The organism is Nostoc linckia z4 (genome assembly GCF_002608075.1).
GTDB classification, from domain to species: Bacteria; Cyanobacteriota; Cyanobacteriia; order Cyanobacteriales; family Nostocaceae; genus Nostoc; species Nostoc linckia.
Genome location: NZ_LAHA01000012.1, coordinates 43,914 through 70,262 on the forward strand (window position 1 = coordinate 43,914; position 26,349 = coordinate 70,262).

Annotated in this window: 35 protein-coding genes; 30 read left to right on the forward strand and 5 right to left on the reverse strand. The window is 49.6% G+C overall.

The features are described from left to right. Positions 1 to 14 precede the first annotated feature (14 nt). The 21 genes from VF06_RS12600 (at position 15) to VF06_RS12695 (ending at position 18,522) form a co-directional block, all read left to right on the forward strand. Positions 15 to 440, forward strand: a complete 426-nt coding sequence (locus VF06_RS12600) for a phage virion morphogenesis protein (protein ID WP_099068873.1) — start codon at positions 15 to 17, stop codon at positions 438 to 440. Between the two features lie 244 nt (positions 441 to 684). After that, complete coding sequence (locus VF06_RS12605; protein ID WP_099068872.1) at positions 685 to 1,767, forward strand: hypothetical protein; 1,083 nt, start codon at positions 685 to 687, stop codon at positions 1,765 to 1,767. Further along, complete coding sequence (locus VF06_RS12610) at positions 1,767 to 2,270, forward strand: structural cement protein Gp24 (RefSeq protein ID WP_099068871.1); 504 nt, start codon at positions 1,767 to 1,769, stop codon at positions 2,268 to 2,270. The genes VF06_RS12605 and VF06_RS12610 overlap by 1 nt, the downstream gene beginning before the upstream one ends. A gap of 60 nt (positions 2,271 to 2,330) precedes the next feature. Further along, positions 2,331 to 3,272: a major capsid family protein gene (locus VF06_RS12615; protein WP_099068870.1), complete on the forward strand. Its 942-nt coding sequence runs from the start codon at positions 2,331 to 2,333 to the stop codon at positions 3,270 to 3,272. Continuing rightward, positions 3,272 to 3,649, forward strand: a complete 378-nt coding sequence (locus VF06_RS12620; protein ID WP_099068869.1) for a hypothetical protein — start codon at positions 3,272 to 3,274, stop codon at positions 3,647 to 3,649. Before VF06_RS12615 ends, VF06_RS12620 begins: the two co-directional genes overlap by 1 nt. Then, entirely contained in the window at positions 3,649 to 4,080 is a 432-nt protein-coding gene (locus VF06_RS12625) for a hypothetical protein (RefSeq protein ID WP_099068868.1), read from the forward strand. Before VF06_RS12620 ends, VF06_RS12625 begins: the two co-directional genes overlap by 1 nt. Before the next feature lie 92 nt (positions 4,081 to 4,172). Further along, complete coding sequence (locus VF06_RS12630; protein WP_099068867.1) at positions 4,173 to 4,616, forward strand: gp436 family protein; 444 nt, start codon at positions 4,173 to 4,175, stop codon at positions 4,614 to 4,616. After that, entirely contained in the window at positions 4,616 to 5,260 is a 645-nt protein-coding gene (locus tag VF06_RS12635) for a Gp37 family protein (protein ID WP_099068866.1), read from the forward strand. Before VF06_RS12630 ends, VF06_RS12635 begins: the two co-directional genes overlap by 1 nt. Further along, the gene (locus VF06_RS12640; RefSeq protein ID WP_099068865.1) at positions 5,257 to 6,174 is read left to right on the forward strand and encodes a hypothetical protein; all 918 of its coding nucleotides are present in this window, start codon (positions 5,257 to 5,259) and stop codon (positions 6,172 to 6,174) included. Before VF06_RS12635 ends, VF06_RS12640 begins: the two co-directional genes overlap by 4 nt. A gap of 1 nt (position 6,175) precedes the next feature. Next, positions 6,176 to 7,000 (forward strand): glycine-rich domain-containing protein, encoded by an 825-nt coding sequence (locus VF06_RS40650; RefSeq protein ID WP_099068864.1) that lies wholly within the window; start codon positions 6,176 to 6,178, stop codon positions 6,998 to 7,000. Between the two features lie 3 nt (positions 7,001 to 7,003). Next, positions 7,004 to 7,465 (forward strand): hypothetical protein, encoded by a 462-nt coding sequence (locus VF06_RS12650; RefSeq protein WP_099068863.1) that lies wholly within the window; start codon positions 7,004 to 7,006, stop codon positions 7,463 to 7,465. Positions 7,466 to 7,497: 32 nt separating this feature from the next. After that, complete coding sequence (locus tag VF06_RS12655) at positions 7,498 to 8,973, forward strand: phage tail sheath subtilisin-like domain-containing protein (protein ID WP_099068862.1); 1,476 nt, start codon at positions 7,498 to 7,500, stop codon at positions 8,971 to 8,973. Position 8,974: 1 nt separating this feature from the next. After that, positions 8,975 to 9,412 (forward strand): hypothetical protein, encoded by a 438-nt coding sequence (locus VF06_RS12660; protein WP_099068861.1) that lies wholly within the window; start codon positions 8,975 to 8,977, stop codon positions 9,410 to 9,412. Further along, positions 9,412 to 9,996, forward strand: a complete 585-nt coding sequence (locus VF06_RS12665; RefSeq protein ID WP_099068860.1) for a hypothetical protein — start codon at positions 9,412 to 9,414, stop codon at positions 9,994 to 9,996. Before VF06_RS12660 ends, VF06_RS12665 begins: the two co-directional genes overlap by 1 nt. A 13-nt stretch (positions 9,997 to 10,009) precedes the next feature. Continuing rightward, positions 10,010 to 10,156 (forward strand): hypothetical protein, encoded by a 147-nt coding sequence (locus VF06_RS40655; RefSeq protein WP_180267320.1) that lies wholly within the window; start codon positions 10,010 to 10,012, stop codon positions 10,154 to 10,156. Then, the gene (locus VF06_RS12670; protein ID WP_099068859.1) at positions 10,146 to 12,440 is read left to right on the forward strand and encodes a phage tail family protein; all 2,295 of its coding nucleotides are present in this window, start codon (positions 10,146 to 10,148) and stop codon (positions 12,438 to 12,440) included. Before VF06_RS40655 ends, VF06_RS12670 begins: the two co-directional genes overlap by 11 nt. Continuing rightward, positions 12,437 to 13,279: a CIS tube protein gene (locus tag VF06_RS12675; RefSeq protein WP_099068858.1), complete on the forward strand. Its 843-nt coding sequence runs from the start codon at positions 12,437 to 12,439 to the stop codon at positions 13,277 to 13,279. Before VF06_RS12670 ends, VF06_RS12675 begins: the two co-directional genes overlap by 4 nt. A gap of 160 nt (positions 13,280 to 13,439) precedes the next feature. Then, positions 13,440 to 13,751, forward strand: coding sequence for a hypothetical protein (locus tag VF06_RS12680; protein WP_143863038.1), 312 nt, complete (start codon positions 13,440 to 13,442; stop codon positions 13,749 to 13,751). Then, on the forward strand, positions 13,748 to 16,537 hold the full coding sequence (locus VF06_RS12685) for a peptidoglycan DD-metalloendopeptidase family protein (protein WP_099068856.1): 2,790 nt from the start codon (positions 13,748 to 13,750) through the stop codon (positions 16,535 to 16,537). Before VF06_RS12680 ends, VF06_RS12685 begins: the two co-directional genes overlap by 4 nt. Before the next feature lie 178 nt (positions 16,538 to 16,715). Then, positions 16,716 to 17,567, forward strand: a complete 852-nt coding sequence (locus VF06_RS12690; RefSeq protein WP_099068855.1) for a hypothetical protein — start codon at positions 16,716 to 16,718, stop codon at positions 17,565 to 17,567. Positions 17,568 to 17,631: 64 nt separating this feature from the next. Then, the gene (locus tag VF06_RS12695; protein ID WP_099068854.1) at positions 17,632 to 18,522 is read left to right on the forward strand and encodes a hypothetical protein; all 891 of its coding nucleotides are present in this window, start codon (positions 17,632 to 17,634) and stop codon (positions 18,520 to 18,522) included. 88 nt (positions 18,523 to 18,610) lie between these two features. Here the strand turns inward: VF06_RS12695 and VF06_RS42015 are convergent, their stop codons facing one another. Further along, positions 18,611 to 18,787 carry a hypothetical protein gene (locus tag VF06_RS42015; RefSeq protein ID WP_180267321.1) on the reverse strand — a complete coding sequence of 59 codons (177 nt, stop codon included), beginning with the start codon at positions 18,785 to 18,787 and terminating at the stop codon, positions 18,611 to 18,613. A gap of 24 nt (positions 18,788 to 18,811) precedes the next feature. On the opposite strand from VF06_RS42015, the gene VF06_RS12700 reads away from it, so the two are divergent. The 3 genes from VF06_RS12700 to VF06_RS12710 all read left to right on the forward strand — a co-directional run bounded on the left by VF06_RS12700 (position 18,812) and on the right by VF06_RS12710 (position 20,218). Beyond that, positions 18,812 to 19,600 (forward strand): phage baseplate assembly protein V, encoded by a 789-nt coding sequence (locus VF06_RS12700; RefSeq protein ID WP_099068853.1) that lies wholly within the window; start codon positions 18,812 to 18,814, stop codon positions 19,598 to 19,600. An 89-nt stretch (positions 19,601 to 19,689) separates the two neighbouring features. Further along, complete coding sequence (locus VF06_RS12705; RefSeq protein ID WP_099068852.1) at positions 19,690 to 19,884, forward strand: hypothetical protein; 195 nt, start codon at positions 19,690 to 19,692, stop codon at positions 19,882 to 19,884. Beyond that, entirely contained in the window at positions 19,871 to 20,218 is a 348-nt protein-coding gene (locus VF06_RS12710) for a GPW/gp25 family protein (protein WP_099068851.1), read from the forward strand. Before VF06_RS12705 ends, VF06_RS12710 begins: the two co-directional genes overlap by 14 nt. 19 nt (positions 20,219 to 20,237) lie before the next feature. Here the strand turns inward: VF06_RS12710 and VF06_RS40665 are convergent, their stop codons facing one another. The 3 genes from VF06_RS40665 to VF06_RS12720 all read right to left on the reverse strand — a co-directional run bounded on the left by VF06_RS40665 (position 20,238) and on the right by VF06_RS12720 (position 20,966). Next, entirely contained in the window at positions 20,238 to 20,393 is a 156-nt protein-coding gene (locus tag VF06_RS40665; RefSeq protein WP_180267322.1) for a hypothetical protein, read from the reverse strand. Between the two features lie 84 nt (positions 20,394 to 20,477). After that, positions 20,478 to 20,687: a hypothetical protein gene (locus VF06_RS42020; protein WP_143863040.1), complete on the reverse strand. Its 210-nt coding sequence runs from the start codon at positions 20,685 to 20,687 to the stop codon at positions 20,478 to 20,480. 3 nt (positions 20,688 to 20,690) lie between these two features. Then, positions 20,691 to 20,966 (reverse strand): hypothetical protein, encoded by a 276-nt coding sequence (locus tag VF06_RS12720; RefSeq protein WP_099068849.1) that lies wholly within the window; start codon positions 20,964 to 20,966, stop codon positions 20,691 to 20,693. Between the two features lie 27 nt (positions 20,967 to 20,993). Between VF06_RS12720 and VF06_RS12725 the strand changes: the two genes are divergently transcribed. The 4 genes from VF06_RS12725 to VF06_RS12740 all read left to right on the forward strand — a co-directional run bounded on the left by VF06_RS12725 (position 20,994) and on the right by VF06_RS12740 (position 23,375). Further along, positions 20,994 to 22,184, forward strand: a complete 1,191-nt coding sequence (locus VF06_RS12725) for a baseplate J/gp47 family protein (protein ID WP_099068848.1) — start codon at positions 20,994 to 20,996, stop codon at positions 22,182 to 22,184. Then, positions 22,184 to 22,375, forward strand: a complete 192-nt coding sequence (locus VF06_RS12730; protein ID WP_099068847.1) for a hypothetical protein — start codon at positions 22,184 to 22,186, stop codon at positions 22,373 to 22,375. The genes VF06_RS12725 and VF06_RS12730 overlap by 1 nt, the downstream gene beginning before the upstream one ends. Positions 22,376 to 22,380: 5 nt before the next feature. After that, complete coding sequence (locus tag VF06_RS12735; RefSeq protein ID WP_099068846.1) at positions 22,381 to 23,010, forward strand: phage tail protein; 630 nt, start codon at positions 22,381 to 22,383, stop codon at positions 23,008 to 23,010. A gap of 86 nt (positions 23,011 to 23,096) precedes the next feature. Further along, entirely contained in the window at positions 23,097 to 23,375 is a 279-nt protein-coding gene (locus tag VF06_RS12740) for an HU family DNA-binding protein (protein ID WP_099068845.1), read from the forward strand. Positions 23,376 to 23,378: 3 nt separating this feature from the next. On the opposite strand, the gene VF06_RS42605 is transcribed toward VF06_RS12740, so the two are convergent. After that, positions 23,379 to 23,510: a hypothetical protein gene (locus tag VF06_RS42605; protein WP_257208124.1), complete on the reverse strand. Its 132-nt coding sequence runs from the start codon at positions 23,508 to 23,510 to the stop codon at positions 23,379 to 23,381. Between the two features lie 79 nt (positions 23,511 to 23,589). Here VF06_RS42605 and VF06_RS12745 point away from each other — a divergent pair, with 79 nt between their 5' ends. Together VF06_RS12745 and VF06_RS40670 are read left to right on the forward strand one after the other, a co-directional pair. Further along, a complete protein-coding gene (locus VF06_RS12745) occupies positions 23,590 to 25,038 on the forward strand; it encodes a phage tail protein (RefSeq protein WP_180267624.1) in 1,449 nt (482 codons plus the stop codon). Then, positions 25,038 to 26,348, forward strand: coding sequence for a hypothetical protein (locus VF06_RS40670; RefSeq protein WP_180267625.1), 1,311 nt, complete (start codon positions 25,038 to 25,040; stop codon positions 26,346 to 26,348). Before VF06_RS12745 ends, VF06_RS40670 begins: the two co-directional genes overlap by 1 nt. Position 26,349: the final 1 nt, after the last annotated feature.

The window sequence follows — 26,349 nt, forward strand, 5'->3', positions numbered from 1 at the left end:
AAAGCTTAGGTGTCATGGCTGAAATCATTATCACTCTCGATTCCCTTGCTGCCCAGCACAATTTAGCCCAAATTGAACATCGCCTGCACAACCTCCGCCCTGCCTTTGCTTCAATGGGCGAATACATGGTGCGGCGAACCGAGCGGAATTTCAAGGGCGAACACGACCCCGATGGGGTAGCGTGGGCCCCATTGACAGCCGCATACAAGAAGCGCAAGCGGGGAACCAAAATACTCACGGAATCCGGCAGACTCAGGGCATCCATCACCTACCGCGCTGATGGTGTTCGGGTGGTTTTAGGAACCAATATCAAGTATGCTCGCGCTCACCAAATGGGATACCCCAAGCGCAATTTGCCGCCACGCCCGTTTTTGGGGGCATCGACAGAAGATGAACGAGAGTTAGGGGAGATTTTACTTGATTACGTCAAAGGGCAGTAGCGGAAAGTGGAGCCACTGCGGTGGACGGGTTCCCCGGCATAAAGCAAGTGGCGTCGGTCTTGGGGGTTTCCACGCCAGTTGCTACAAGTCGGCAGAACCGCCCAACGCACTGGCTCCCCAGGAGCAACTTTTCAAGACGCTATCTGGCGGATTCCGCCAGATAAGACAAATGGGAACTCTACAAATGCATTAGAAAATTCCTTATTTTGGGAGGTTGCCCCCTCCCTTTCTCCCCTACTCCTCCATGCCCCAGGAAATCGAAATCTTTGCAGCTGGCACTCACACCTCCAGTAACGGCGCAACCGTCACCCTGTCGGAAAGCGACCTCGATGCGATCGCCCAATCCTATGACCCCGATTTATTCGACGCTCCCGCAGTCGTCGGACATCCCCGCGACAACTCCCCGGCTTACGCCTGGGTAGAAGGAGTGCGGCGGGTGGGCAACAAGCTGATGGCCAGCCTCAAAGATTGGGACGCAGATTTCCAAGAAGCAGTTAAAAGCAGGCGGTATAAGAAAATTTCCGCCAGTTTTTATAGTCCAGACTCATCCTCCAACCCCAAGCCAGGAAGTTACTACCTGCGTCACGTGGGCTTTTTAGGGGGAATGGCACCAGCTGTCAAAGGATTAAAATCCGTTGCCTTTGCTGAAGCTGAAGAGGGAGTGGTGGATTTTTGCTGTGGTGTGGGGGGAGATAAGGAGATTTTTCGCAATCTGCGGGAATGGCTGATTGAAGAGTACGGCATTGAAGTGAGCGATCGCGTTGTACCTGCCTACTTGCTCTCCATGCCCAGTGATGGCCGCCTTGATTATCTGGAGAGCCGAGTCGATGAACTAGAAAACTTTATTAGTAAAACGTTTTCCCCTGACATGGAATCGCGCCTAGAGGAAGTCGGGGAGAGAGTATTGCAGCTTTTAAATAAATACGATTACACGGAGGAATCAGAGCCAGTGCCATCACAAGAAAGCATTGAATTGTCAGAAGAGGTTGGACAACTGAAAGCCGAACTGCGGCAAGCCAAGTTGGAGAAGAAAAGGGAAAACGTAGCCAACTTCGTTGAGTCCCTCAAGGGCAAAATTCGCCCCAATCAAAAAGGGCAGCTAGTCGAATTCATGATGAACCTGCCAGAAGAAGAGGTGGAATTTTCTGAAGGCAAGCCTCAGACCCACTTAACTTGGTTACAAAATTTCCTCAAATCTCAACCAGACTTAGTGAATCTCAAGGAAGTCGTGCGCGATGAGAACATTGAGGCATTCTCCGAGGAAGAGAAGCAATCCCGCAGCGCCTACGCTAACGCAGCCAAAGCTTATGAGGAGGCTTGGAAATAATGCCAATTAATAACTGCACAGATTTACTCGACGGTGCTTCACTCTACGAGGGGCAAGTCGCCAACCTAGAGTCATCTGTCATTCGCACAGCTGCGAATGCGGATACCGATATCCTGGTTTTTGGTCGGGCATTGGTCAAAGGCAGTGGTGACAAAGATTTAATTCTACCCGTGGATGCTAATAGCTTGTTCATGGGCATTGCTTATGCCACTGACACAATCGAAAAGCGCTCTGGCTTTAGCATTAACGCTGATGGTGATTTTGGCTATCCCCTCGACTGGACTATTTCGTATTTAGTGCGCGGCGTGATTGGGGTGAAAGTTGTACAAAACGTCAACCCCGCGTCTAACGTTTTTTGGATTCACACCCCCCAAACTGGCCAACGCAAAGGACAATTCCGCGCCGATGCCGACACCAACCGGGCAGTGCAGATAACTAATGCTCGATTCATGAAGTCCGGGACTGCTGGCTCTGTCGTTCCTCTCTCGATTAATTTGGCGTAGCGACAATCATTCTCGTCCCTATTCCCTATTCCCCTATTCCCCTATCCCCAATCCCTAACCATGACCACAGGCGGAAATTTACTGTACCGGGCGCTTGAGCAAAATATGCCCGGAGTGCTTTCAAGAAGGTATCGCGATTTAGCTTTTGAAAACGGCAAAATTGTACCCACCCAGGCAGACCTAAAAGCAGGTGCATCTGAAGTGGTGCGCGATACTGTAGACGAAGTTGGCGACGCTGACATTATCGGCGATGGCGCTTTCGACATCCCCATTGTGGATGTGTCAGCCGGCGAAGATCGCTACAAAATCTTCATGATTGCTAGTGCCTTCTCCTACACCTTCCAGCAAGAGCGTGCTTACAACTACGCTGGTGCAAAGGCAGAAATCAACAATCGCAAACAAATGCTGGCAAAGCGATCTATCGGCGAAAGGCATCACCGTATTGCTGCATTCGGCGACACACGACTCAATGTAACTGGCTTTTTAAACAACGCCGGCGTCACCCTCAATAACTCCAGCTTCGACCCGAACACCGCAGCACCCGACGAATTGGCAGAGTTTTTTGTAGATGAATTAAAGGCAGCACACACGGGTTCAAATAACGTTGAAATGCCGATGGATGTCTTAATTTCCACTGGCTTTTACTTCAAGTTAGTTAAAACCAGGATGCCTGATAGTTCTGTAAGCGTGCTTACTTACATCAAGCAGGCTTTGTCCGAAGAAGACGTTAACTTCAAGATTACGAAGTGCCAAGAGTGCGATTCCAGTCAGCTGGAAGCAAATGGCGTGCAAGCAGGTGGGACAAACAAAGACCTCATCACGCTTTACACCAAAGACCCAGAAGTTGTTGAGCGTCACATCGAACTGGTTCAACTCATGCCCCAAGAATGGGTAACAGTGCGGGACGGGCGGAAGGTTTACCCGATGTTTAGTTCAACAACGCCCACAATAATTAATTATCCTGGAGCATTTAGATACATCAAGGTTCCAAAGGTGAGCTAATGGCAACAATTATCCTCAGACCCGAAAAATCTTTTCCGCCCCGCAACGGCCCAGTCTGTTTTGACAGTCTCACCCTAAGACCTGGCAGTAATCTAAATATCTCGGACGACATTGTAGAACAATTGCGATCGCACCCCGACTTTCCCCAGTACGAACGCTGGGGAGCAATTGAGATCATCTCTCCTAAAACCGAGATTAACCCGAACGCACCCCAGCCCTCGGAACTTTCGACCATGAACGTCGAGGAGGCGGAAAAAGTAATTGAAAATTGCGCCGATGTTGCCAAACTCGAAGCGTGGCTTGCTTCGGAATCTCGCGTTACCGTTCGCCGTGCCATTAACCGCCGTATCGCAGCAATCAAGGGAGGAAATGAATAGTGGCTGTTAAGCAAAAAATCGGTGTTGAGTTGATCAACACTAACATCAACCTCACGCACAATATCAGCGTTCAGTGTCCGCTCAATTCACTATGCGTTGACCAGCCTTTCTTTGTAGCGGATGGATCTTACTTGGTGACTAGCATTTCCTACGTACACTCGGCTGCGGGGAATGATGCTAGCGCGGTAAACCTACAAATCACCAAAGATACCGGCACTGCTGCCCCTGGTGCTGGAACTGACCTATTGACCGACAGCAGCAATGCTGGATTTAATTGCAAAGGCACTGCTAACACTGTGCAAACTGGGGCGCTCGTTGCAACTGAAGCAACAAGGACGTTGGCTAGTGGCGATCGCTTGTCTCTTGATTTCGCTGGCACAGTCACAAACCTAGCTGGAGTGGTGGTTACAGTTTCCTTGAGAAGGATTTAATTCAGAATTCAGAATTATTTTCAACCACAAGAGGTGATTGTCGTGTAGCTCTCAATCCTTACTAACATCCAATTCCTAATATCCAATCTCCCATGCCCTACGCTACCGTCGCCGACATGATTGCCGCTTTTAGCGAGCAAGAAATACTTGAGCTTAGTAACATTGACTACCCCGACAACACCACAATTAACGAAGATGTGGTAAATCGGGCGATCGAGGATGCCCAAGCTCAACTCGATTCTTACCTAGCGGTGCACTACAAAGTGCCTTTGGTTGTTGTACCAACAGTGCTTCGCAATTACACTTGCGATGTGGCGCGGTACATCTTAGACAAGGATAAGCCAAGAGAAGAAGTTTCCAGGCGGCGGGATTTGGTTTTTTACTACCTCAAAGACTTGGCAGCTAACAAAGCATCGCTGCCGGGTATCGTTGATGGCACTGATGGTACTACAACCGATGCTGGAAATGGCGATGTGGTGCTGTTTAAAAGCCCTGGCAGGACTTGGACATCTAGCGCCTTGAAGGATTATTGGTAATGCTTGCAGAAGCTGAAGCCGCTATAGTCAAACGAGTCGAGGCGATTCTTGCACCTTTTGAGGTGAATATCTCTCCTTTTCCGGGCGATAGCGACCAGCAACCGAAGCCAGGACGCAAGGGAATGATTCTCATTGGCTACAAGCGAAGTCGCCATCGCGTGACATCCGTTCAGCCTATGACTGTTGAAATCATTGCCGAGTTCGAGTTGTCGTTGCAACTAAAGGATTTACGTACCCACAGAGGCGCTTATCCACTGCTTGATGCGGTGCGCTATGCCATCACAGGATTAATTCCCCTCAAGGGGCCACTTTCCAAGTGCTACCCAGTGCAGGAAGGATTTTTAAAAGCTGAGGATGGCATTTGGTATTACGCAATGGTGGTCGCTGTGGCGATGATGCAAATCGAAGGGCAACAGCCTTATACTGCTGCTGATATTGATTACCTGACGCGAGATCCGGCTTTGGGCGTGCGTCCTTATACCCCTGCTAATGGTATTCAAATTCAAGTTGCAACAAGGCGATCGCGTGTCAACGATCTACCAGACAACGTAGTGGATCGGACTTTCGTAGTGATAGAAAGCGTGCCGACAGGGTTAATGGACTTTTCGAGTTCGGATGGCGGTCAATATATCGAAATATTATGACTACTCTTAAGATTAAAGACGCAGATGGAGCTACTAAGCACGTTGCGACCACAGGGACGGGAACGCCCGACGATCCGCTAAAAACGCAACAAAGCATTACTGGGGCGGTAGCAATCAGTCAGCCTTTACCTGTTGGCGAAAACACTATAGGTAAAGTGGAAGTTACTGCGATGCCACCCTTGAGCGTGGGCGACATCAACGTAGAAGTTAGTGAGGTGGCTGTATCCAACTTCCCTGCAAGTTTTCAAGTTAGCAACTTTCCTGCCACGCAGACCGTAGCAGGCATTGTAAGCGTTTCCAACTTTCCTACTAGTTTTCAAATTAGCAACTTACCTGCTACGCAAACAATTGCGGGTAACGTTAGTGTTTCTAATTTTCCAACGAGCTTTCAAGTTAGTAACTTCCCTACAAGTTTTCAAGTTAGCAATTTTCCAGCGACCCAGACAATTGCAGGCAGTGTCAGCGTTTCTAACTTCCCTACAAGCTTTCAAGTTAGTAACTTCCCCGCCACGCAGCCCGTATCAGCTACATCGCTGCCATTGCCTACGGATGCAGCCACAGCGACCAATCAAACTGCACAACTCACTAGGCTTACGGAAATACGCGATCGCTTGCCTGCTTCTCCTACAACAACTATGACCGCGATCGCCACCGATGGCACGAGTGGTGACAAAACAATTCTCACTCCCACTAGTGGCAAGGCTTTGAGAATTAGCAGTCTTTGTCTGACTCTTGGCAGCGCTACAGCCATCACCCTGAAAAAGACTTCTACAGCGATTAGCGGAGTAATGACCATTTCCGATTTGGTTGCAGATTTTCCTCAGCCAGTGGCTTTAGCAGTTGACCAAGCTTTTGTAATCAACGTCGGTTCGGCTATTGCTGTCAATGGCTTTGTAACTTGGTGGGAGGTATAGGATGGGATACGTTAAAGGAACGGCTAGCGCTTCCACATCTGGTTCTCAAATATTCACGGCTTCCGGAACCTGGCCCAAACCCAACAATATCACCTGGGTAGAAGTGGAAATTTACGGGCCGGGCGGCCCGGGGCGTGGCGGCTCTACCAGTTCAGGAGGCAGAGGAGGAAGCGGCGGCGGCTATGTGCGTAAAAGATTTGCTGCGAGCGCTTTGCCCTCATCTGTAACTGTGACCGTGGGTGCTGGCGGCATTGGCGGCGCTCCAGGCGCTCAAGGTACGCAAGCGGGAAACTCTTCTTTTGGAAGTTTTTTGACAGCTTATGGGGGCGGCTCGCCTTCTGGTTCAACTACCGGATCTGCGGGAGCTTCTAGCTTGCAAGCTGCAACCGGATCGACAACAGCGCTAGACCCAGATGGGGTTGCGGGTGCAAGTGGAGGTAATGCAGCTTTGTTTGCTGGCGCTGCTAGCAACTCGACCGCTGGCGGCCCTGGCAGAGGCAGCGTTTTCGGCGGCCCTAGCGGTGGAAGTGGCGCTAGTGGTACCGCTGCTGGTGGTGGTGACGGTGGCGCACCAGCTGTGAATTCTGGAGGTGGGGGTACTGGCGGCCCTACTGGAACTCCGGGGGCAACCGGTGGTAATGGCAGCGATTCCACAACTGGCGCGGGTAGCGCTGGCGGCGGCGGTGGCGGCTCAACTACCACAGGAGGCAACGGCGGCAACGGTGGCGCTCCCAGTGGAGGGGGCGGAGGAGGCGGCCCTGGTACTACATCTGGTGGAAGCGGTGGCAATGGTGGACGTGGTGAAGTTAGGGTTTTTTGGGGGTAAATAATGCGATATGCAGTTGTTGAAGATGCAATAGTTGTTAACGTAATCGTATTAGATGACCCAGATGATTACCCAACAGATTCACTTATGATTCCAAGTGAGACAGCAGGGATGGGCGATATCTGGAATGGCACAGTTTTTACACGCCCTGCTGCACCAAAACCAGATCCTGATTGGGGAGCATTCAATAGAGCAATATTGCCAAATGCGGCTTACAACCGGATGAGTGAATCATCTACCAACCGGGGTGCTGTACGCAGACTAGAGAGCATAGCCATTTCTGCCGGAGTCAGTGGCTCGCAGTACGAAAACTACGACATTATAGTGATGCTGTGGAATGGCATGATTGATGCAGTGCCTATTTTGAATAAGCCCACATCTCAAGAAATTCAAGGATGGACTGCGATCGCCCAATCTGCCTTTATGCCCTTCAGTTTTGATGCAAACGGCAAGATGGTCGTATAGGGAACCCTACGGGCAGTTATCGATAACTGCTCATGCCTCAAACGCTTAACATAAATCAACTAACAGCGCCCGGCGTGTATGTCTACGAGGACACAGCAGGACTGATCCCTGCTGACATCGCGTCATTCAACCGCGCCTATCTCATCGGCACGGGGACAACCGGAGCTTTCAACACACCTACGCAAGTTACCAGCGCGGATGACTTTGCAACCAAATTTGGGACTTCTCCAAGCTTGAATTCAGTCAAGCTCTTTTTTAATAATCTTTCTAACGGCATTCTCTTTTTCGTCCGCGCTGCTTCTAAGCAAGTCGCCACATTTACTGTTGGCACTCCAACCGCTGGCGCTTATTCATTCAATATCAACGGCACGGCAATCAGCTACACAGCCGGATCGTCGCCAACTCTGCAATCAATCGTGGATGGCTTGATTGCTGCTACTAATGCCAATGTCACAGTTAACCCCGTTGTTACAGCATCCGATGACACCAGTGGCAACAGTACTTTTCTTGTTACCTCTGATAGTGCCGGGACAGCCTTTACAGTCACATCTCCCACAGCTCCAGGCGGCTCAACGCTCACGGTTACTGTTGACACCTACGCTACATTGGCGGATGAGTTCGTTTATGCCATTCAAAACTCCTTCGACCCCGATCTGCACGAGCAAGGTATCCTAATTTGCCCAGAGGCTTTTTCAGGGTTGACCAACCAGAGCGATCGCACCTCAGTCGCCACCGCGATGGAAAACCTCTGTGCCACTGAAGGCTTTGATTGGGCGACATTCGTAGATTCTGGCCCGCACGCCGCTATCAATACTCCGGCACTGGCACAAACCGAATCCGCCAACTACACTACAGCACGCGGACACCTTGCTTACTTCTTCCCCTACGTTGTGGACTTGCTGGACAACACAGTTCCACCCAGCGCGGGAGTGGCTGCGATCGCGCTTCGCCGCTACAGGGAACAAGGATTCCAACAGCCGCCGGCGGGGACAAAGTACCCAATGCGCGGAGTGAAGGGCGTAGCGGTGACGGTGAAGAAAGCCGAGCAAGCAGTGGTTAATCCAGAAGGAGTTAACTGCATCCGCAATCTGCCAGGACAAGGTGTTGTGGTCTACGGCTCTCGCACCCGCAGCGCTTCACCTTACTACCGCTTTGTTAATACTCGGATTATTTTCTCGGTTTTCAATCGCTCCATTCAACAAACCTTGGATGAGGGTGGCGTGATATTCAGTGCGGTGGACGGACAAGGTGTGCTGTTCATTCGCATTCGAGAAACAATCGAAGCGATCGCCTACCGATTTTGGGAAGGCGGGGCTTTCTTTGGCGCACAACCCAAGGATGCTTTTTTAGTGAAGTGCGATCGCTCAATAAATCCTGCTATCGATCTGGAATCGGGAATTGCGAGGGCTGAAGTATACGCGGCTCCAGCACCGACTTTGGAGCGGATATTAGTCGGCTCTTACCGCGTGGCAATCGATCAAGTACAGCAAGCGGCAGGTGTAGCGTAGTATGGCAGCAACGGCAAATCCAATTACCCAGCAGCAATTTTTGGTAACCATCAAAGGCATTGATAGCTACTGGGAAAAATTTAGCGGCATCAAGGACAAGGCGGATACCACCGATTACAACGACGGACTCAGCAACCGCAAATTCAAACTTGTAGGCCCGCGAGAATTGGAAGAGATGGACTTGGAAAAAGCCTTCGATCCAATCGCGGATAAGCCTATTATCGATTTTTGGCGCAATTACTGTGATGACAATAAAGATGTAATCACTATTTCAATTACGCCAGTGACCTACTGCCCAGAAGTCGAGCCAATTGGCCCTAGTGTCATCGTTTACAAAGCTCGCCCGACTGCGTTGGAAGGGTTTGAAGTGGATAAAAAATCCAACGATATTTCGATGCTGAAGCTCACTTTTATCGCGGATGATTGGGAGTACGCATAATGGGCAGAATTCAACGCACTCAATCAAACGAGCAGCAAGTCATTGAAGTACAGGGACAAAGCCCCCAAGAAATCAAAATTACCCTCAGCGATGGCACGATTACCGTATTTCGTCCTGTAGTGCTAGAGGACGTGCGAAGCCTTGCTAAAGCTGGCATTACCAACGAAATCGAAGCAGCTGGCCGCCTGATAGCGAGAAACTGCGTCCGTTGGGGAGACAAGTCAGGAATCGCGCTACCACAGTTGCGGCAACGCGACATTGAGGATGTAGAGCTTATCAGCGAGACCCTTGCACCAAAAGAAATGCCTGAATTCGTCGAACTGAGCGATCGCTCGAAATCCCTGACTCTTAGCAATGGCATCGAGACGATTTTCCGCCGCCCTAACTACGGCGATGCCGAAGCAATCAGCAAGCAAAAAGATGGGGATTTGGAAACGCAAGTAGCGATCGCTCTGCGCTTGTGCGTCCGCTGGGGCGATCGCGACGGGGTGGACGAGAAAACGCTAAATTCAATCAACATGGGAGACTGGCAGGGGGTGGCTAAACTCCTCCAATCCTTTCGCCGCAAACCTCAAGGGCATTGATGAAGAAAATTTTTTGAGGATTGTGTATTTCATCAACGGTAAATCATTTCAGGGATTGGAAGAATACAAGCGCATTCCCTTAGACACCCTCAAATTGATGATAGATATCCACCTAGAAGCCGTAGAAGCCGAAAGAAAAGCTTGGGAACATGGCAAGTAGCCTGGTAGACTTGATAATTAGAGCGCGAGATGGTGCCTCCGATATCTTTGATCGCATTCGCCGAAGACTAGGATTGCTGGGCAGGGATGGCGGCGATGCTGGCGGGAATATCGGCGATGCTTTATTCGGAGCGATTCTTAAAGCCAACCTACTGGGGCAAGCTTTGAATGCTGTAGGCAATGCTGCTCAATTCATGGGGCAAAAGTTTGAAGAAGCCAAGAAAATCCAGCTTGATACCGTGTCGGCAGCTGGTACTTTTGCCGCACTCACGGGCGAATCTTACAAAGAGTCAGAGAAGTTTGTCACCAGCTTTGGCGCAGAACTATCGAAGATTGCGGGTGCTTTGCCTGGTGCGACTGCTGACTATCAAAAAGTCGCTAACTCCATCATGGATAACGTCATCCCGGCGTTTAAGGATGCCAATGGAGTATTAAACAAAGGCGAATTTCAAAAGAACCTCACCGACATCACCAAGCAAATGACCTTGCTTGGCATCTCGTCAGGGACAGATGCGGGCGCTGTAGGGATGTTCACGGCGCGCTTGCTCGATGGCAACATTGCTAGTGCCAGAAACTTGCTATTTGCCGATAACAACCCGGCTTTCATCAACCTGCTAGAACAGGAGATGAAAAAGCGCGGCAAGGTTCTCAATGACATGAAGAACTTGTCTTCAAAAGAGCGGATTGAAGTTGTTAAGGCAGTCAGCGGCAAACTAATCACTAAAGACGTAATCGACGCTGCTAGCAACACAGTTGATGGCTTAATTGCTGGTATTCAATCAAGCTTGTTCGATCCTACTTCTGGCGTATTTGGTTTGCTGCGGGACTTGTCAGTTGGTGAAGGGCAGCAGAATATAATGACTGCTGTTGCTGGTGGCATAAAAGCCGTGCAAGCCTTTTTTGATGCTGGGGCTAGCATATTGCAAGCCTTGGGAGTGCCAAGTGTCGATCCGATGCTCGCGCTTTATAATGGCATCAATACTTTCACTGGCTGGGTTAAAAAAGCCTCGGATTTTGCAACTTCGCTTGCCAAACTTGCCAAGGGTGGAGGCGGCGGGATAGGCGGAGTAAGCGCAATATTTAATAAGATTTTCGACCCTGACTTTCTTCTTGGTGGCTTGCAAAAATTAACCAATTCAATTCAAGGTTTTATCAAGCCAGATATTTTAGTTAACGCTTTTCAAGGCTTCATGGGAGGGGCGCAGAAGCTATTCAATCCCACTGCAATATTAAACGGCTTTGAAAAATTTTTGGGTGGAATCAACGCTTGGATTGGGCAATTTTTCTCCTGGCTTGCTACCTCTTCGGGTAAGATTTTTTCCGGTGGTGGGGGCGCGATTGGGTTTGGGCTGATGGGCGCAAAGCTTGGGGTATTTGGCGGTCTGTTGGTAGGTAAACTGATTCAGTTCATCATCAATTTACCTTGGGGGGATATCCTGATTTCCATTGGCAATATCGCCCTTGCAGCTATTCCCTTTATTGTGGGATTGGTTGCTAGCTTCCGCGCCACCGTACTTGTAGAGATTGGTAGGGGATTGCTGAGTATTGGTGGCAAGCTTCTGGAAGGACTGAATAATATTTGGCTTGCGACTAGCTACACGATTTCCGAGTGGTTGAATTCTTATATTAGTGGCTGGGGAGAAGTTGGAAGCTTTGCTGTTAGTTCAATTCAAAACTGGCTCGCGAACTTCGCCAATGGTTGGACGGAGGTCGTAAATTCAGCGATCGCTTCAGCCCAAAACTTCTTTGCCTCACTGGGACAAGCGATCGCCGATATGTGGAATCAATTGCTATCGGCAATTACTGGATCTATTGGCAACGTCATTGGTCAAGCTCAAAGTACAATAGCTGCACCCGTCAGCGCCATCGGAAATGTTGTTAGCGATCCGATTGGCACTGCTACCAGCGTGGTTACCAACGCCGGACAATCGGCGTTCAACCTGGGGCAAAATATTGCTTCTGGAGTTGGTAACTTGCTTGGCTTCTATAAAGGCCATATCCCTACGGCTGCTGGCGGATTGCTGGGAGCCTTCGCCAACGAATCGCGCAATATGCCATCAGGAGCAAGTCCGGTAGTTGCCAATTCAAGCGAATTCATCCTGACTCCAGCCCAGATGCAGCGGATGATGCAAGGGAGTGCGGCAGTGGGAGCATCCACGAGAAATACTGTTTTCTCGCCCGTGATTAACGTATATGGGGTAAACGACCCTGTAGCGATCGCACGGTTGGCACTAGAGCAATTAGAACTTATGTACGCCCAACAGCAACAGGGGGTACTGGCATGAGGTACAACTCTGTATACAGCCAACTCCCAGATGCCAGCAAAGAAGGCGCATCGATTGAGGCAGTGCTACTGGAGTACGATATTTCCGGCAATGTCGCTAAACCTTTGTGGCTATTTCTCGTCAATCCTCAATCGCTCAGATTTAGCCGGGAAGCCAAGTATACCGAGATTTCGCCACTGGCATCGCAGCGATCGGAAGTTCAATACACTGCCACCACAGGGCAAACACTCTCCATTCCCGATTTAATTCTGCAAACTTGGTACTGCGGGAAGTCGCTGCGACCACTGATTGAAGGGATAAACCTGCTACTAGAAGCGGATATTAAAAATAAAAAATACTCCCCTCCAATTCTCAAATTCCAATGGGGAACGCGGGAGTTTGGCCCGTGCGTTTTGACTAGCATTCAGTGGGAGGAATCGGCATGGCTGGGGGGCGAACCCGCTAGCGTGAAGTTGGGACTAGAACTCAAGGAAGTTCCCAAGGCGATTAGCCGAGGGGAGGTTGAGCAGCAGAAAACTAAAAACTTAGAAACTACCAAAACAACTCGCGAGAAGCAAAGCAAACCGAGGCTTCCGCTGACTGATAGGCAACGCGCTGATGCGTCTGCTGCTGCTAAGAAATATCTCGAAACCAATATCAAGCAATGGGCTGCCGACGTTCAGGCGGCTATTCGGGGTAACAAGTACAAGCTCTCAACTGATGCTAGTAGTGGGGCAGTCAGTATGACTGGGGCGGGCGGCAAAACCATCGGTACAGTCCTTGCGTGGGACGGGTTTCAAGCTAAAACAGGACAAGGGGTAACTACAATTCCACTAGTAACTGGTGGCAAAGCACCGTAATTCTATCTGGCGGAATCCGCCAGATAGACCAATAATCAATGACCAATGACCAATGATTCAAACCAAAACCGGAGATAGCATAGCCAGCCTCGCCTCCGAAATCTTCAACGGCGACGTTACAAGATTCACCGAACTGCTCGACCTCAACCCAGATATCGACGTGTTCGGCGAACTGGTAGAAGGTATTGATTTAGAAATTCCTGACACTTCCCAAATCCTCAACTACGCCCGTCCGGTGTTGTCGCAGATTAGCGAAACTCTAGATACTGCAACCAATACACTCACAACATTGCAAACCCAGTTACCCGGCAACTTACAAGGGTATGCGGCGGACGCACTGAAGTTACTGGGTGATGTTAACGGGGTGCTAGGGGATGTGGAGACAACGCTCAACAAGGCAGAGGAACAGATTTCAAACTACGACGGCAAACCCGTACAGCTAGTGAAGTGGTTATTGGGAGGTCAGGTGTGAGACTCATCGCCCCCTTTTGTCGTTGCCGGATTGGTGAAAGTGTTTTTGAAAGTGGCGATCGCTTCCTTTTGGAAGTGAGCGTGGAACTTGGCGAAAGCGAACGAGCAAGTAAATGCAGCTTCTCCATCTACGATAATGGTCTAGTTATTGGCGGCAAATTCCAAGACATAAGCCTGAAATCTAGCGGTATCGTCGTTCCACCTGAATTACTAGGCAGCAATAAACAAACCGCCACACCCACCGCGACATCATCAGCAACCTCAGACCTCGCCCTCCCTACCTCAACAGGTGGCGCGGCAATCCTTACCCGTCCCACTGGTCGCACCAAAGCAGCCCAAACTGATTACTACAGTCAAATTTGGACAACAATGTCCATCCGTTCCGACAGATTAGGGATAGTCAAGGAAGCGGCACAGCACGCGATCGCAAACCAAGCCCGGTATCAAACCATCTCTGCCAAAACGGGCGTCCCTTGGTACGTGATAGCAGCGATTCACTACCGCGAGTGTTCCTACAATTTCAACCAAAATATCGCTAACGGCGACTCGCTCCAAAGAAAAACCGTGCGCGTCCCAGCTGGTCGCATCCCCGGCGTTGCTCCTCCCTACACTTTTGAGCAAGCTGCTATCGATGCCTTGACCTCAGATAACCGTTTCAAGGGCGTGAACTGGGGCAATATTCCTGACCTTTGCTGGTTCTTGGAATCTTACAACGGCTTGGGGTATTTGTTTAAAGGGCGTCCGTCGCCGTATTTGCTTGCCGGGAGCCAGCACTATGATTCGGGGATGTACGTTTCAGATGGCAGATACTCAAGCGGTACAAAAGATGGGCGAACCGGGACACTCCCTATCATTTGGAGCATCTTAAATTCAAAGCGGACAATGGCTCCTGAGACGCAGCCTAACCCACCCCAAACCCAAATTCAAGCAGTCACGCCGCCACAAGAAACCAGCATTAAGGGGACTGAAATCATCATCGAGTTGGGGTTTGAGCCATCGCAACTCATCGCCTATCATTTCATCCACATTGGCACTGATTCGGTTAAGGGCGAAAAAGATATCACCACCTTTACAGGGCAAAGCGTTCGCTGGCTGATGACGCGGCGAACTGAGAATAAGTCTTTTGAAAATATCACCCTGCGGCAGCTAGCTGAGATTGTCTGCCGACAGCATAACCTCAAGCTAGAAATGGAAGGCAACGGGCCAACTTACCAGTTCCTCGACCAAACAGGGATTACCGCCTACGAACTGTTGCTCAGGCAGTGCAGGTCAATTGGCTACACCGTCAAAGACGAAAAAAATAAACTCATTCTCAAACCCAGCGGCAGACCGGAGTACACGGGGATTGTAGTTGATTGGGGCGATGTGCTGGATTTGAGATTTAGTGATAAGGCAAGGAGCGATCGCGCTTCAACTTCTGGCGCTTCTGCTACTTCTCCCCCCACTCCCGCCGCCGCATCTAAGGCAGTGATTGACCGCCAAACGGGGAAAGTCGAGCAGCAAAAAACTGAAGATAAAGCGGGTACAGGGAAAGTGCCATCTGGGGTAACTGGCGCAGCTGCACCCCCAATCGTGGGCAACGTGAAACCCAAGCCTTCTGCGACCACCGCCGACAACACGCCCAAGGAATCACCCAAAAAATTTGAATTGCCCAAAACCACTACCAAGACTCAGAAAAATCCCAACGGCACAACTACCACCATCACCACCATCACCAACAAAACCATCGAGCGCGGCAAGGTTGTGATGGTGGTGGAAACAACTTCAGTCACGGGTGCGACGACGATCAAGAAGGTGGTGACAACGACCGAAACCACCACAGGCACGACGATTGAGACTGAGGATATCGACGCCAATGGGGTGATTACCAAATCTACCACCAGCAACAGCCAAGTTTCTAAAGCAGCGCTGACTAGCCTCACCTTGAAAGCAGAAGATCCGCCGCCGCAACCCGTAACCGCTAACCCTGGAAAAAGCGAAGATGGGGCGGGAATGCCGAGGCAGGCGATTGGCGCAATTGACTTGGCTGATGGGAGGGCGCAAGGGGAGGCGATCGCCGATGAAGCTAAAAGGATTAAGGGGTACGAGTCAGAGGCAACTGTTATCACCACGCCTGAATATTTGGCGATCGCGCCAGGGCAAATCATCGGCATCTCTGGGGAACTCGTGCCGGAGCCATTTAATCGGGAGTGGCGAGTCGGCAACGTTTCTCACAAATTCCCTGGTGGGGTGACACAGTTGCAGTTTTATACACCGCAGGCTGCACCTGCTGTGGAGTCCGCACCTGTGGCGACTACGGCAGCGACGACCCCGACTGCTCCTGTCGCCGCACCTGGAAAGTTTATCTTCCCCGTGCCGAAGGGAGCAAGTAGTATCGGCGATGGGTATGGCACGAGAAAAAATCGCCCAGCCGGTTACCGCCATAAAATTCTTGATGTCGCCGCCCCGATGGGAACTCCGTTTGTGGCAATGGCTGACGGGGTGGTTTCACAGGTCGCGCTACGTAACGGCGGGGCTGGCAACATGATCACCATCAAGTACGGAGGTGGATACGAGTCAACCTATATGCACTGCATGGATGGCGGCATTCTAGTACAACAAGGGCAGCAGGTAAAACAAGGGCAAATAGTGGCTAAGTGCGGTTCCACAGGTTTATCCAGTGGGCCGCACCTGCATTTAAGGTTCTTGCTTAATGGCAATCCTTGCCTGCTTTCTCAAGTCGGGATTGATGTGTTGAAAATGGGTTTGCCAGTGCAGAGATTTAACCCTGGCTGTGATAAATATTAAGATTCATGGTGTTCTTTTTACCCAGGAATACATCGCTCAGAGTTAGTGCTCATGGAGCGAATTTTTATTATTAATAATACAATTAATACTATTAATAACTGCAATAAAAACTTAAATTTTGCTTGACAAATTTGCTCTAGATAATATAACTATTAATTAATAGTTAATATTGTTTTATATGCTACAACATCAATTATTTAAACATCCTAACGAGATATGGAAATGCACGGTTTGTGATTGGCAGTGGAATAGCAAACCGAGAACGGAATGTCCTGGTGTTACTAGGTACGATTGGGGCTGTCATCCCGACCATTTAAAAGACTTAGTTGATTTGCACAAGCAAAACTTAAAACCCAAAAAAGGCACAAGTCCTAGTGGCGGAATTTACTCCATGAAACGCTGCTGTTGGACTTGGCTTTATGATGTCAAAGACTGCGAAATAGATAATCCCGAACTGCCGCCCATCGTGCAGTGGGATAATGTAGGCGAACTCAAAACTGTTGGTCAATTAAAGAAAATAAATCTAGCGCCGAGCGAAGATACCAAGCCTCGTGCAGTCGCTTGGGTATGGGACAAAGATGAAGAGTGGGGCGTGTGGATTCCTCTTTACCATGAGGATGATTGCAAGTGGAATCCCAAAGATACTTGGATAACCAAAACACAATTAAAGGAAAAATATTTACTCTCGGATGGGTGGATTAAACGCATAGGCGAACCTAACAGATTGCTAGATAATCCCCACTACCGAAACGCACCATCAATCAAGCTTTACTCCAGAAAAAGAATTGAGAAATTCTTAGCAGATAACGCTGAAGAATATGCCCAATGGTTAGATAAACGAGATAAGCACATAGCCATATTTGAAGCTAATCGAGACAAGATATTTGCTCATCGTAATGCTGTAAAAGAGCAAACCAAAATGTGCTTAAAATGCGCTTCTGGGTGTTCATTACCTGATGGCTTTTTCTGCGCTATTCATCCTATGGGGTTGATTGATATGCCCTGCCGCGATTTTCTCTCAAAGAGATGATTAAGCAGCGATCGCCGGTTAACTCGTTTGAAAAACAAAGTTTCTATATTCCTGATTTTTGCCTATGCGCTACGCTAAAAGCTTGTTATATGGCGTAATTGTAAATGCCTCTGAATGTGGCTACCGCAATTACGCAAACTGGCAATTAAGATGTCCCAAATGTGGGGAGCCTGTTTACTTAATAGCTGCATCTAAACGCCAAGAACACGCAAGATTAGCACCAAAATCAAAGCAGATAGTTTTGGTTAGAAGTGCCGAAGTCAGCCCTTCATTCGCTCATTTTAAAGGACTTGCAGATGAATCTTGTGAAAATTTCAATCATCAAATAAACCAAAGCTATATCAACAGATTTAACGCAATCAATCGACAGCAAAGATTGAAAATCTATAATTCACGGTTTTTAGAAATCGTGGGATACGACAAACACGAGATGAGAGGATGTTTTTTTAGTGCGTTTAAATTAGCGAATAATCTTGATAACAAAACCACTAAAAAGATAGAAAAAGAAGTTGCCGAAAGCTTTTGGGGTATCGCCAGCGACTTAAAAACTTTTCAATCTGGCGCAAGAATGCTTTTAGAGAATTTAAAAGGGGCGGGAAACCCTTTGGTACACTTTGACACAAGCCGTGCGGATGAATCGACCAAGCAGAATTTTTTGCATTGGATAAACAGAATTGATATTGAAATGCAAATGACGCTGGTATCAGAGGCTATAGACTTTCTAAAAACTCGTGCTGCAAAAGCGATCGCATTAGAAATATTTGAGCTAGCTTTTTTCCGGATGATATATCGCAAGGATAATTTGAAATTGCTCAAAATCGGTAAGCCAACGATAGAAGAAGAAAGCAAACAATACAGCAAAATGATTGGGCTTTGTATCGTCGATCTAGTTGAAATATTTGCCTTAACCGATTGGGCGGGAGCAATGAGCGATGGGGAAACTTATCCTATTTAAAACTCGTTTCCAGCCTAACCCCGAACACTTCCACCCCTCCCGGCTGAAAGGCAAGGACTGCGATGGACTGCGCCACTTGATTAAACAACTACGCTGCCTCACCCTTCTTGCCGCCAAACAGCAGCGCATCGCCCTTATTAGCAAGTAGCTCGCCTGCTTCTTGGGCTTGGTGATAAAGATGATCGGGAATGTAGCCTCTGCGCTTAATTTCGGATATTCGCAATAAAACGGCAACTTCAAGTGTGGGCGGGAGCGCGTGACTCATAGGAACTTTGGGAAAAATAGCTATATGTCCCAAATTCTAAGCACTTTAGCCCAACTCCAGCGCCTGCAAGCCCAACTCGCCGAACTCCCAAACCGAGTGTACGGGCTGCAAATCGGTATTGTGACCGATAACCAAGACCCACTCAATCAGCGGCGGATCAAGGTATCACCCCAATCCAAAGCAGGTTTATCACCAACGGATTGGCTATCGCACTGCAACCCAGCGCCGGCGATGGACGCGCCTATCCCCGCAGTTGGCTCAACTGCGTATTTTCAGTTTCTCGACGGTGACCCCCACGATGGCGTGTGGCTTGGCGTAACCCACAACGACACCAACCCGCCAGATCCCACGCAATCTGACCCAGTACGCGATTGTGCAGTGGAAGTGCAAGGAAACGATCGCCGCACAATCATCGGCAGCAGCACGCATCAGACGGTGGGCGACAGAGTTGATGAAACAGACCAAAACCATGTAGTCAAAGTCGAACAAACGTACTCGCTGACTACTTCTGTTGGTGAAATAGCTATTGAAGCTGCTAACAACAAAGTTACCATCGCTGGACTAACCGAGGTGCGATTGGAGGATGGCTCTGGCGGCTATATTGTCATGGCTGGTGGAAAATTGCGTTTTGGCAACGCGGCAGGGCAAGAGTGGGAATTGGGGGGAGCTAGCGGCACAAGTTGGATCTGGAACGCTTCCGGAAGTGCGATCTCAATTGTCAACGCAGCTGATGTCACAATCAACGGCAAGAGCATAATTGTGGTTGGTTCAACTGATACCGATGGCGACACAAATAACTCTCGCGGGTATTAATAAGCACGGAACACAAAAGTTATACTCGCATATCTTGGTAAACTAATCAGGCGTTTTCCAAGCTTTTAGTCAACTAATATGAGTTAACTATGAGTAATTTTGATTTAGGTAAGGAAGCATTTATCGCCTTTAGCCTATCTTTGGCAAAAAGTGGAGTTATCACACTGCCCACCACTCGCGAAGAACTGGAAGGAGTGTGGAACAAATCTATGGATGAAGCCCGACGACGAGCGTGGCAAGATGCGGCACTAAAAGCATTTGAGGTGAGCAATGGTCAAGGTTAGGGGACTAGCTTACCCACTTCAAGTCTTCAACGGCTCACTCAAACTGAGTGAGGATTTTGACACAATTAGGGATGCGATCTTTGGAGTTCTCGAAACTCGCCCCACAGAAAGAATTATGCGGCAGCAATTTGGCTGTCCCGACTTTATCTTTGATGCCGTCGCGCAACCCCAAGTAGTTTTGGCCCGCATCAAAGTGGCGCTAGAAGAACAAATCCCCGATGTTGAGTTTGCGGTAACTGGCAGCATTCAAGAAGGTGGCGGATTGAGTGTGCGGATTGAGTGGAGTATCGGGGAAGTGCCGCAGCCGCCGATTAGTTTGGTATTGAAATCGTGAATGCGATCGCCTATCAAGCTCAAGATGCGTCTTTGCTTTTGCGTTGTTTTGCTTGCTTGGGCTTATTAGGCGTCCGCGCCCTAGCAACCTTTTTGATCGGAACAGACTCAACCTCTTCAAAAGTCCATCCTTGAGCAAGCAGTATTTTAGCTGCGTCGTTTCGTGTTTTCCCCATATCTAGTCTGCTATTCTGTCAAAGGCAAAGACGGGAATTGCACCCGCATTGAGGGTATCTGATATTTTCTTGCGTACTATCATTTCAGCCGTCAGATCGCACATTACACCCCTCGGTCGCAACCCGCATTACTGTTTCTGCCACTTTGCCTTGAGATGCGATCGCACAAACAATTGCAGGCTCCCTTTGATGTGTTGCCATGTCCCTAGCAATCGCTTTGACTCCGCGCACCAGGTAATTTAAAGTGAGACCCTTACTCTGACCTGCAAGCTTCATCGCACCCCAATTATACAAGATCTATCTGGCGGAATCCGCCAGATAGTGCCTAATCGTCTCTGATGTACGTGGCGTGCCGTTTAGCAGTTCCAGGTTTTCATTGACGATAAAAATCCCTTCTTCAAGCTCAATGTATTCGTGCTTGTCAAGCGGCAAAAAGGCATCTCTAGGGCGTTTTGGGCAGAATTTACGGGCTTCGACAAGGGCTGCTTTGTATTGGGCTACGGTAGCGAGAGTGTCACCTGCCCAGCACAATTCTCCAGGATTATTTTTATCAAGGTAGATACTAAGCACCATAACCACGGGGGGAAATCTGAGATTATTATGCCAAATCCCACTCGCTTTACTCCCCTACAACCCGAATCGCTCTACCCAGCAGACCCCAAGCTGATCCTACAAGCTATGCAGGATAGGTGCTACACGGCAAGCGATCGCCGACTCAATGACTTTAGTGCAGCTTCCCCCATCGTGGCGCTGTATGAGGGTCACTTGTTCGCCGTGTTAGAGCATTTGTACTACACCAACAAGCTACCATCAGCGATGGCGGTGGAATTTTTGAAAATTGCTGGCATCCAAAGGAGATTGGGAAAAGCGGCGCAAGTAAGCCTCATCTTCACGTTATCAGCGCCGCTTGGCAGTCCATTTTACCTGAGCGCCGGGTATATGGTAAGCGATGTGAGCAATACCTATAATTTTTTGACTGATGAAGACTTGGTAATTCCAGCCGGATCAATTGCTGGGGTGGTGCCGGCGACAGCTGAAAACCTGGGAAGAGCATACAACCTTCCTGCTTACACCATCAAGAATCTCTCAGAATCGCGGGCCTTTCTGCAATCTGTAACTAACACAGAACCTGCATCAGGCGGAATCGACGAAGAAACAGAAGACGAAGCCAGGGCACGGGGATTTGTGGCACTGCGGCGGCGGGGACTGACGAGCGCTGATGATTACGAACAGGAAACAAAGTTGCTACTGGGTGAAGGCAGCGTGACCAAAGCAGTCGGCTTATTGGCAGCCGATAAAGTCAGCTTCGAGAAAGGCGCGGTACACGTTTTTGGGTTGAACCCAGACGGCACAGAGCTAAACCAAGCCCAAATAAACGAACTACAATCGGCACTTAGAGCGCCAGGTAAAGCGCCAATTGGTGTACTGGTCTACGTTTCGAGCATTGAGCTTGTGCCATTGGAAGTGTACGCGATCGCATCTCTACTTCCTGGGAGCAACCCAGAAGCGATCACGCTGACGATTTACCAGCGGCTGCAAGAGTACCTACAACCAGGGAATTTACCTTTGGGAGAAACAATCAACCTCAAAGAATTAGAGTTTCAGGTGAAGTTGGCGGGTGTGGATTTGGTGCAGTCAGTTTCCACGCACAATGCACTGGATGTTTCTTATGCAGACATTCAGCTTCCTAATAGCTATAGCGCGGCTTATCTACTTGACCTCACAGTCGATCTGGTGCTAGAAGGACAAAGCTTCAGTTACAGCTATGGCGAGGGAGGGGATCTAGATTAATGAGCAGCGAATATATCATTGGCAAAAACTACCACGTTGAGGACTGGCTTTCGGTTCCTGAAACCGAGGTGATATTGCGTTCGCCAGATGATTCGCCGCGCAAAGCCTCTCATCTAGCAGGGATAGTTAATCGCTTGGCGACAACTAACCCTAATGCCAAGGTCGAATACTGGATTAAAATTCACCCCTAACGCTTATGCCATCAGCCTGGGAACAAGGAAGGCCAATTTATAAACGTCTGCCAATCGCTGAAGAGAAGTACCAGGTTTCGCCAGACGATCCAGAACTTGACCCCGTGGCGGATTGGTTGACTCTGCCAATAGATGAATATCTAATGGCAGCCAAGGAAGCGGTTGACAACTTTTACACCGATTACCTTGACCCAGTAACAGCCAAGACTGAAAACTTGGATTGGCTCGGACAACTGTGCGGCTTTACGGGCGAATACTGGGAAACTAGCTGGAGCCAAGAACAGAAGCGATCGCTCATTACCAACGCCTTCACCTTTATCTGGGAATCTAAGGGCACAAGGGCAGTGCTGGAATTCTTGCTTGAAACTTTCAGCATTCAAGGCAAAATTTACCTACTGGGTGAATTCCTCGCAGGGCGCAACGTAGCGGGTGATGCGCTAGGTGGCGAACCCTTGGAATATTTCTTGTTGTTGCCGCTTTCTTATCTGCGAACCTCATACAAGTGGCGGCTAGCAGTAAAATTCAATCGGCTCTATGGGCCTGTCTACGTCAAGTCAACGGTATGTTATTCACAGTTCTATTGCGGTTTTTCGGTGGCAGGTGACCCAGTTTTTGATAGTTCTGTCGAGTTTTAGTTACAATCTTGAGCCAGTGCGTTCCTGTCGCCTTGCGTCGGAAAGCATCTGGCGTTATATTTCGAGCATTTCAGGGAGATTGAGTTATGAACAAGGGTGAATTAATAGACGCGATCGCGGCTAAAGCCAACATCACCAAAAAAGAAGCCGATGCAGTTTTAACTGCCACTATCGACACCATTATCGAAACCGTTTCTAATGGCGATAAGGTAACGCTAGTGGGATTTGGCTCGTTTGAGAGGCGCGATCGCAAAGCCAGGGAAGGTCGCAATCCCAAAACTAATGAAAAAATGGATATTCCAGCAACCAGAGTCCCGGCATTTTCTGCCGGGAAACAGTTTAGGGAATCGGTTGTTGGACATTAGGCATTAGGCATTAGGCATTGGCCAAACAGGGCATGGGGACATGGGGGACAAGGGGGACAAGGGGGACAAGGGGGACAAGGGGGACAAGGGGGACAAGGTAGCAATTTTTCTCCCCYATCTCCCTATCTCCCCCATCTCCCCTTTCCCCTTTCCCCTTTACCCTTTACCCTTTTCCCATCTCCCCTGCTCCCTAATCATGGGGAACCCTACCCCCATGACGCAAATAACAGGAAAATTCGTAGATTCGGGTGGGGTGGCGTTTGACGGCGATTTAACGATCGCTCTCGATGCCCCATTGGTTGATACTGCCACAACACCTGATTCAATTTATACTCTAGCTGCCCATACCTTCAATTTCACTTCTGGCACGCTCAGCGGTGTAAGCGTAGTTGAAAGCGCCACAAGTAATGTCACTTACCACTTTGTTGTCAACAGGCACACTACAAAAACTACCTACTGGCTTGCTGACGGCACGCAATACGACGGGCCAGTGGTTATCGAGGGTAGCCTTTATTACACGGGCACGTTTTACGATGCCGATACATCATTGCAATTAGGGCAGGTCACCAGCACAGAATCAAGCGTGGTGATGGATTTTCACGCCGTTGTACCCAATACCTTATCAGTTGAATTTGCTTCTCTCATTCCCTCGCGGGTTTCTACAGACTCCCTACCTCGGACGGTGCGAAGTCTTGCCGAACTACTCACCACTGACGCCGATTTTGTAGAAGCACTGCGCGGCGGCCCTCGCTTCAAAGGGGCTTATTCAGCTGCGACTTACTACCAAAGAGACGACTCGGTAACTTATGGCGGCTCTTCTTGGGTCTACATCAACGCCGATCCTGCCGCAAATCAAACGCCTTCAGTTATCAATACAACTTACTGGCAGCTTTTAGCCCAAAAGGGCGATGCAGGGGGAACTGGCGGAAACGATACAACTTACGACGCAGCTGGATGGAATGGGGCGACGGATGCACCTAGCCGCAATGCAGTGCGCGACATCATCGAGCAGCTAGCACGAATTACCGATCTGGCAAGCTACGCACTCTTAGCTAACCCTGCACTGACAGGCAACCCCACTTGCCCCAACCAATCGCCCGGCAGTAACAACACGCGCATTGCCAATACTGCTTACGTCGATGGGGCGATCGCTGCTGTAGGAACAGTGCCCATTGGAGGAATGATCGATTGGGCACTGTCCTCGGCACCTAGTAAATGGCTGTTGTGCGATGGCAGAGCAATTTCTCGCACAACTTATGCAGCGCTATTTGCCGCGATCGGCACAACTTACGGCGCGGGTAACGGCGCGACTACCTTCAATATTCCTGATTATCGAGGAAGAACAGGGATAGCGCCTGATAACATGGGCACCGCGCAAGGGGCGGCATCGAGAATTACTTCTGGAGCGAATAATCTTGCAGGTAATGGAGGAAGTGAAAGAGTAGCTTTGACTGGCAACGAAATGCCAGTTCACAATCACGCTCCAGCATCGGGTATCACCCCCAGCTTCGCAAACGCTGTCGCTTCTGGCGGCGCAGCGGGATTATCAGCAGGAACAACGATAGCCACCAATGCAACCACTGGAAACGCTGGCGGCGGAGCTTCCCACGAAAATATGCCGCCTTATCTGGTGATCAACAAAATTATTTACGCAGGCATTTGATGAGTAAAACAACTTTTGTAAATGGAACTACAGTAACTGCGGACTTTCTCAACGCAATCAACAATCCCACCTTTGATGGCCAAGATTTAGACGGACATAACCCCAAAATCACCAACGATGACCTCAGCAACACAGCAGGGCAAATCAAGCCGGAGTGGACGACTTTTAGAGACGCCCTAAAAGTAAGCGCTTCTAGCGGATTGAGCGCTACTTACACCGGAGGGGCGGCAACCCTGCCTAATGGAGCGATCGCGACAATCACCCCTGGCACGATTTCTTTAACTGATAATGCCACTAATTACATTTATGTCAACTCATCTGGATCTGTTGTCGCTAGTACTTCCACTCCATTATTGGGAATCAGTCTAGCAAAGATCGTTACAGTCAGCGGCGCTATTTCTGGTTCGGTTGTGGATTTGCGACCGCGATTTATGGTTTCTCCGCGACAAGAGGCAGTTCGATCCTTTGGCGGCTCTGGGGGCGAGGGCGATTACACGCTCTCAGGCACGGCGACTTTCGATCAAGGTGAATATTATTTTCAAAACTTTACCATTCAAGCAGGCGCAACACTGACAATTAGCGGAGGCGCTCACATTTACGTGGCTCGGAATGCCACCATTGCTGGGACAATCAACGTCAACACGCCCATCAGCGGCGGGGCCGGCTTTTCCACCAGTGTCGCGGGAAACATCGGAGGATTATCGGGTGCGGGCCCCGGTGGTGGATCTGGAAGCGGGACAGGACAAGCTTATAACTACGTATTAACTCGCCACGGTTCGGGGGGTGGCTCTGGCTTTTGCTCGTGCAACGCCTCTAGCTCTGGGAGCGTTGCTGGCGGCGGGAAGGGCGGCGGCGGGCTAACTATTGAAGCCGGCGGAGCAATATTAGTTACCGGAGCCATAAACGCCAAAGGAGGGAACGGGACAAGCGGCAGCATCATAACAGGCACCGGATATTCCACTGGCGGTGGCGGCGGTAGTGGCGGACTCGTGCTACTCAAAAGCCTGACATCAATTACGATTTCTGCGACTGCGAACATTGACGTGCGTGGCGGCAATGGCGGCGATGGGGCCGGGATTAGTTCGCGTGGCGGCGGTGCTGGCGGCGGCGGTCAGGTGGTTTTGATTAGTCCCTCCAACAATACAAGCGGCTCCACGATTTTATTATCAGCTGGCGCGGATGGCACTGACACCGGCACAGCAGTTGGCGGCGGTGCCGGCGGGGGCTTTGGCGGTGCCGGCGGGCAAAAAGGCGGCGCTTCTGCCTCGTCCGGGCAATTGATATTGAGAAATTTTATTCCAGTGGGGTGAT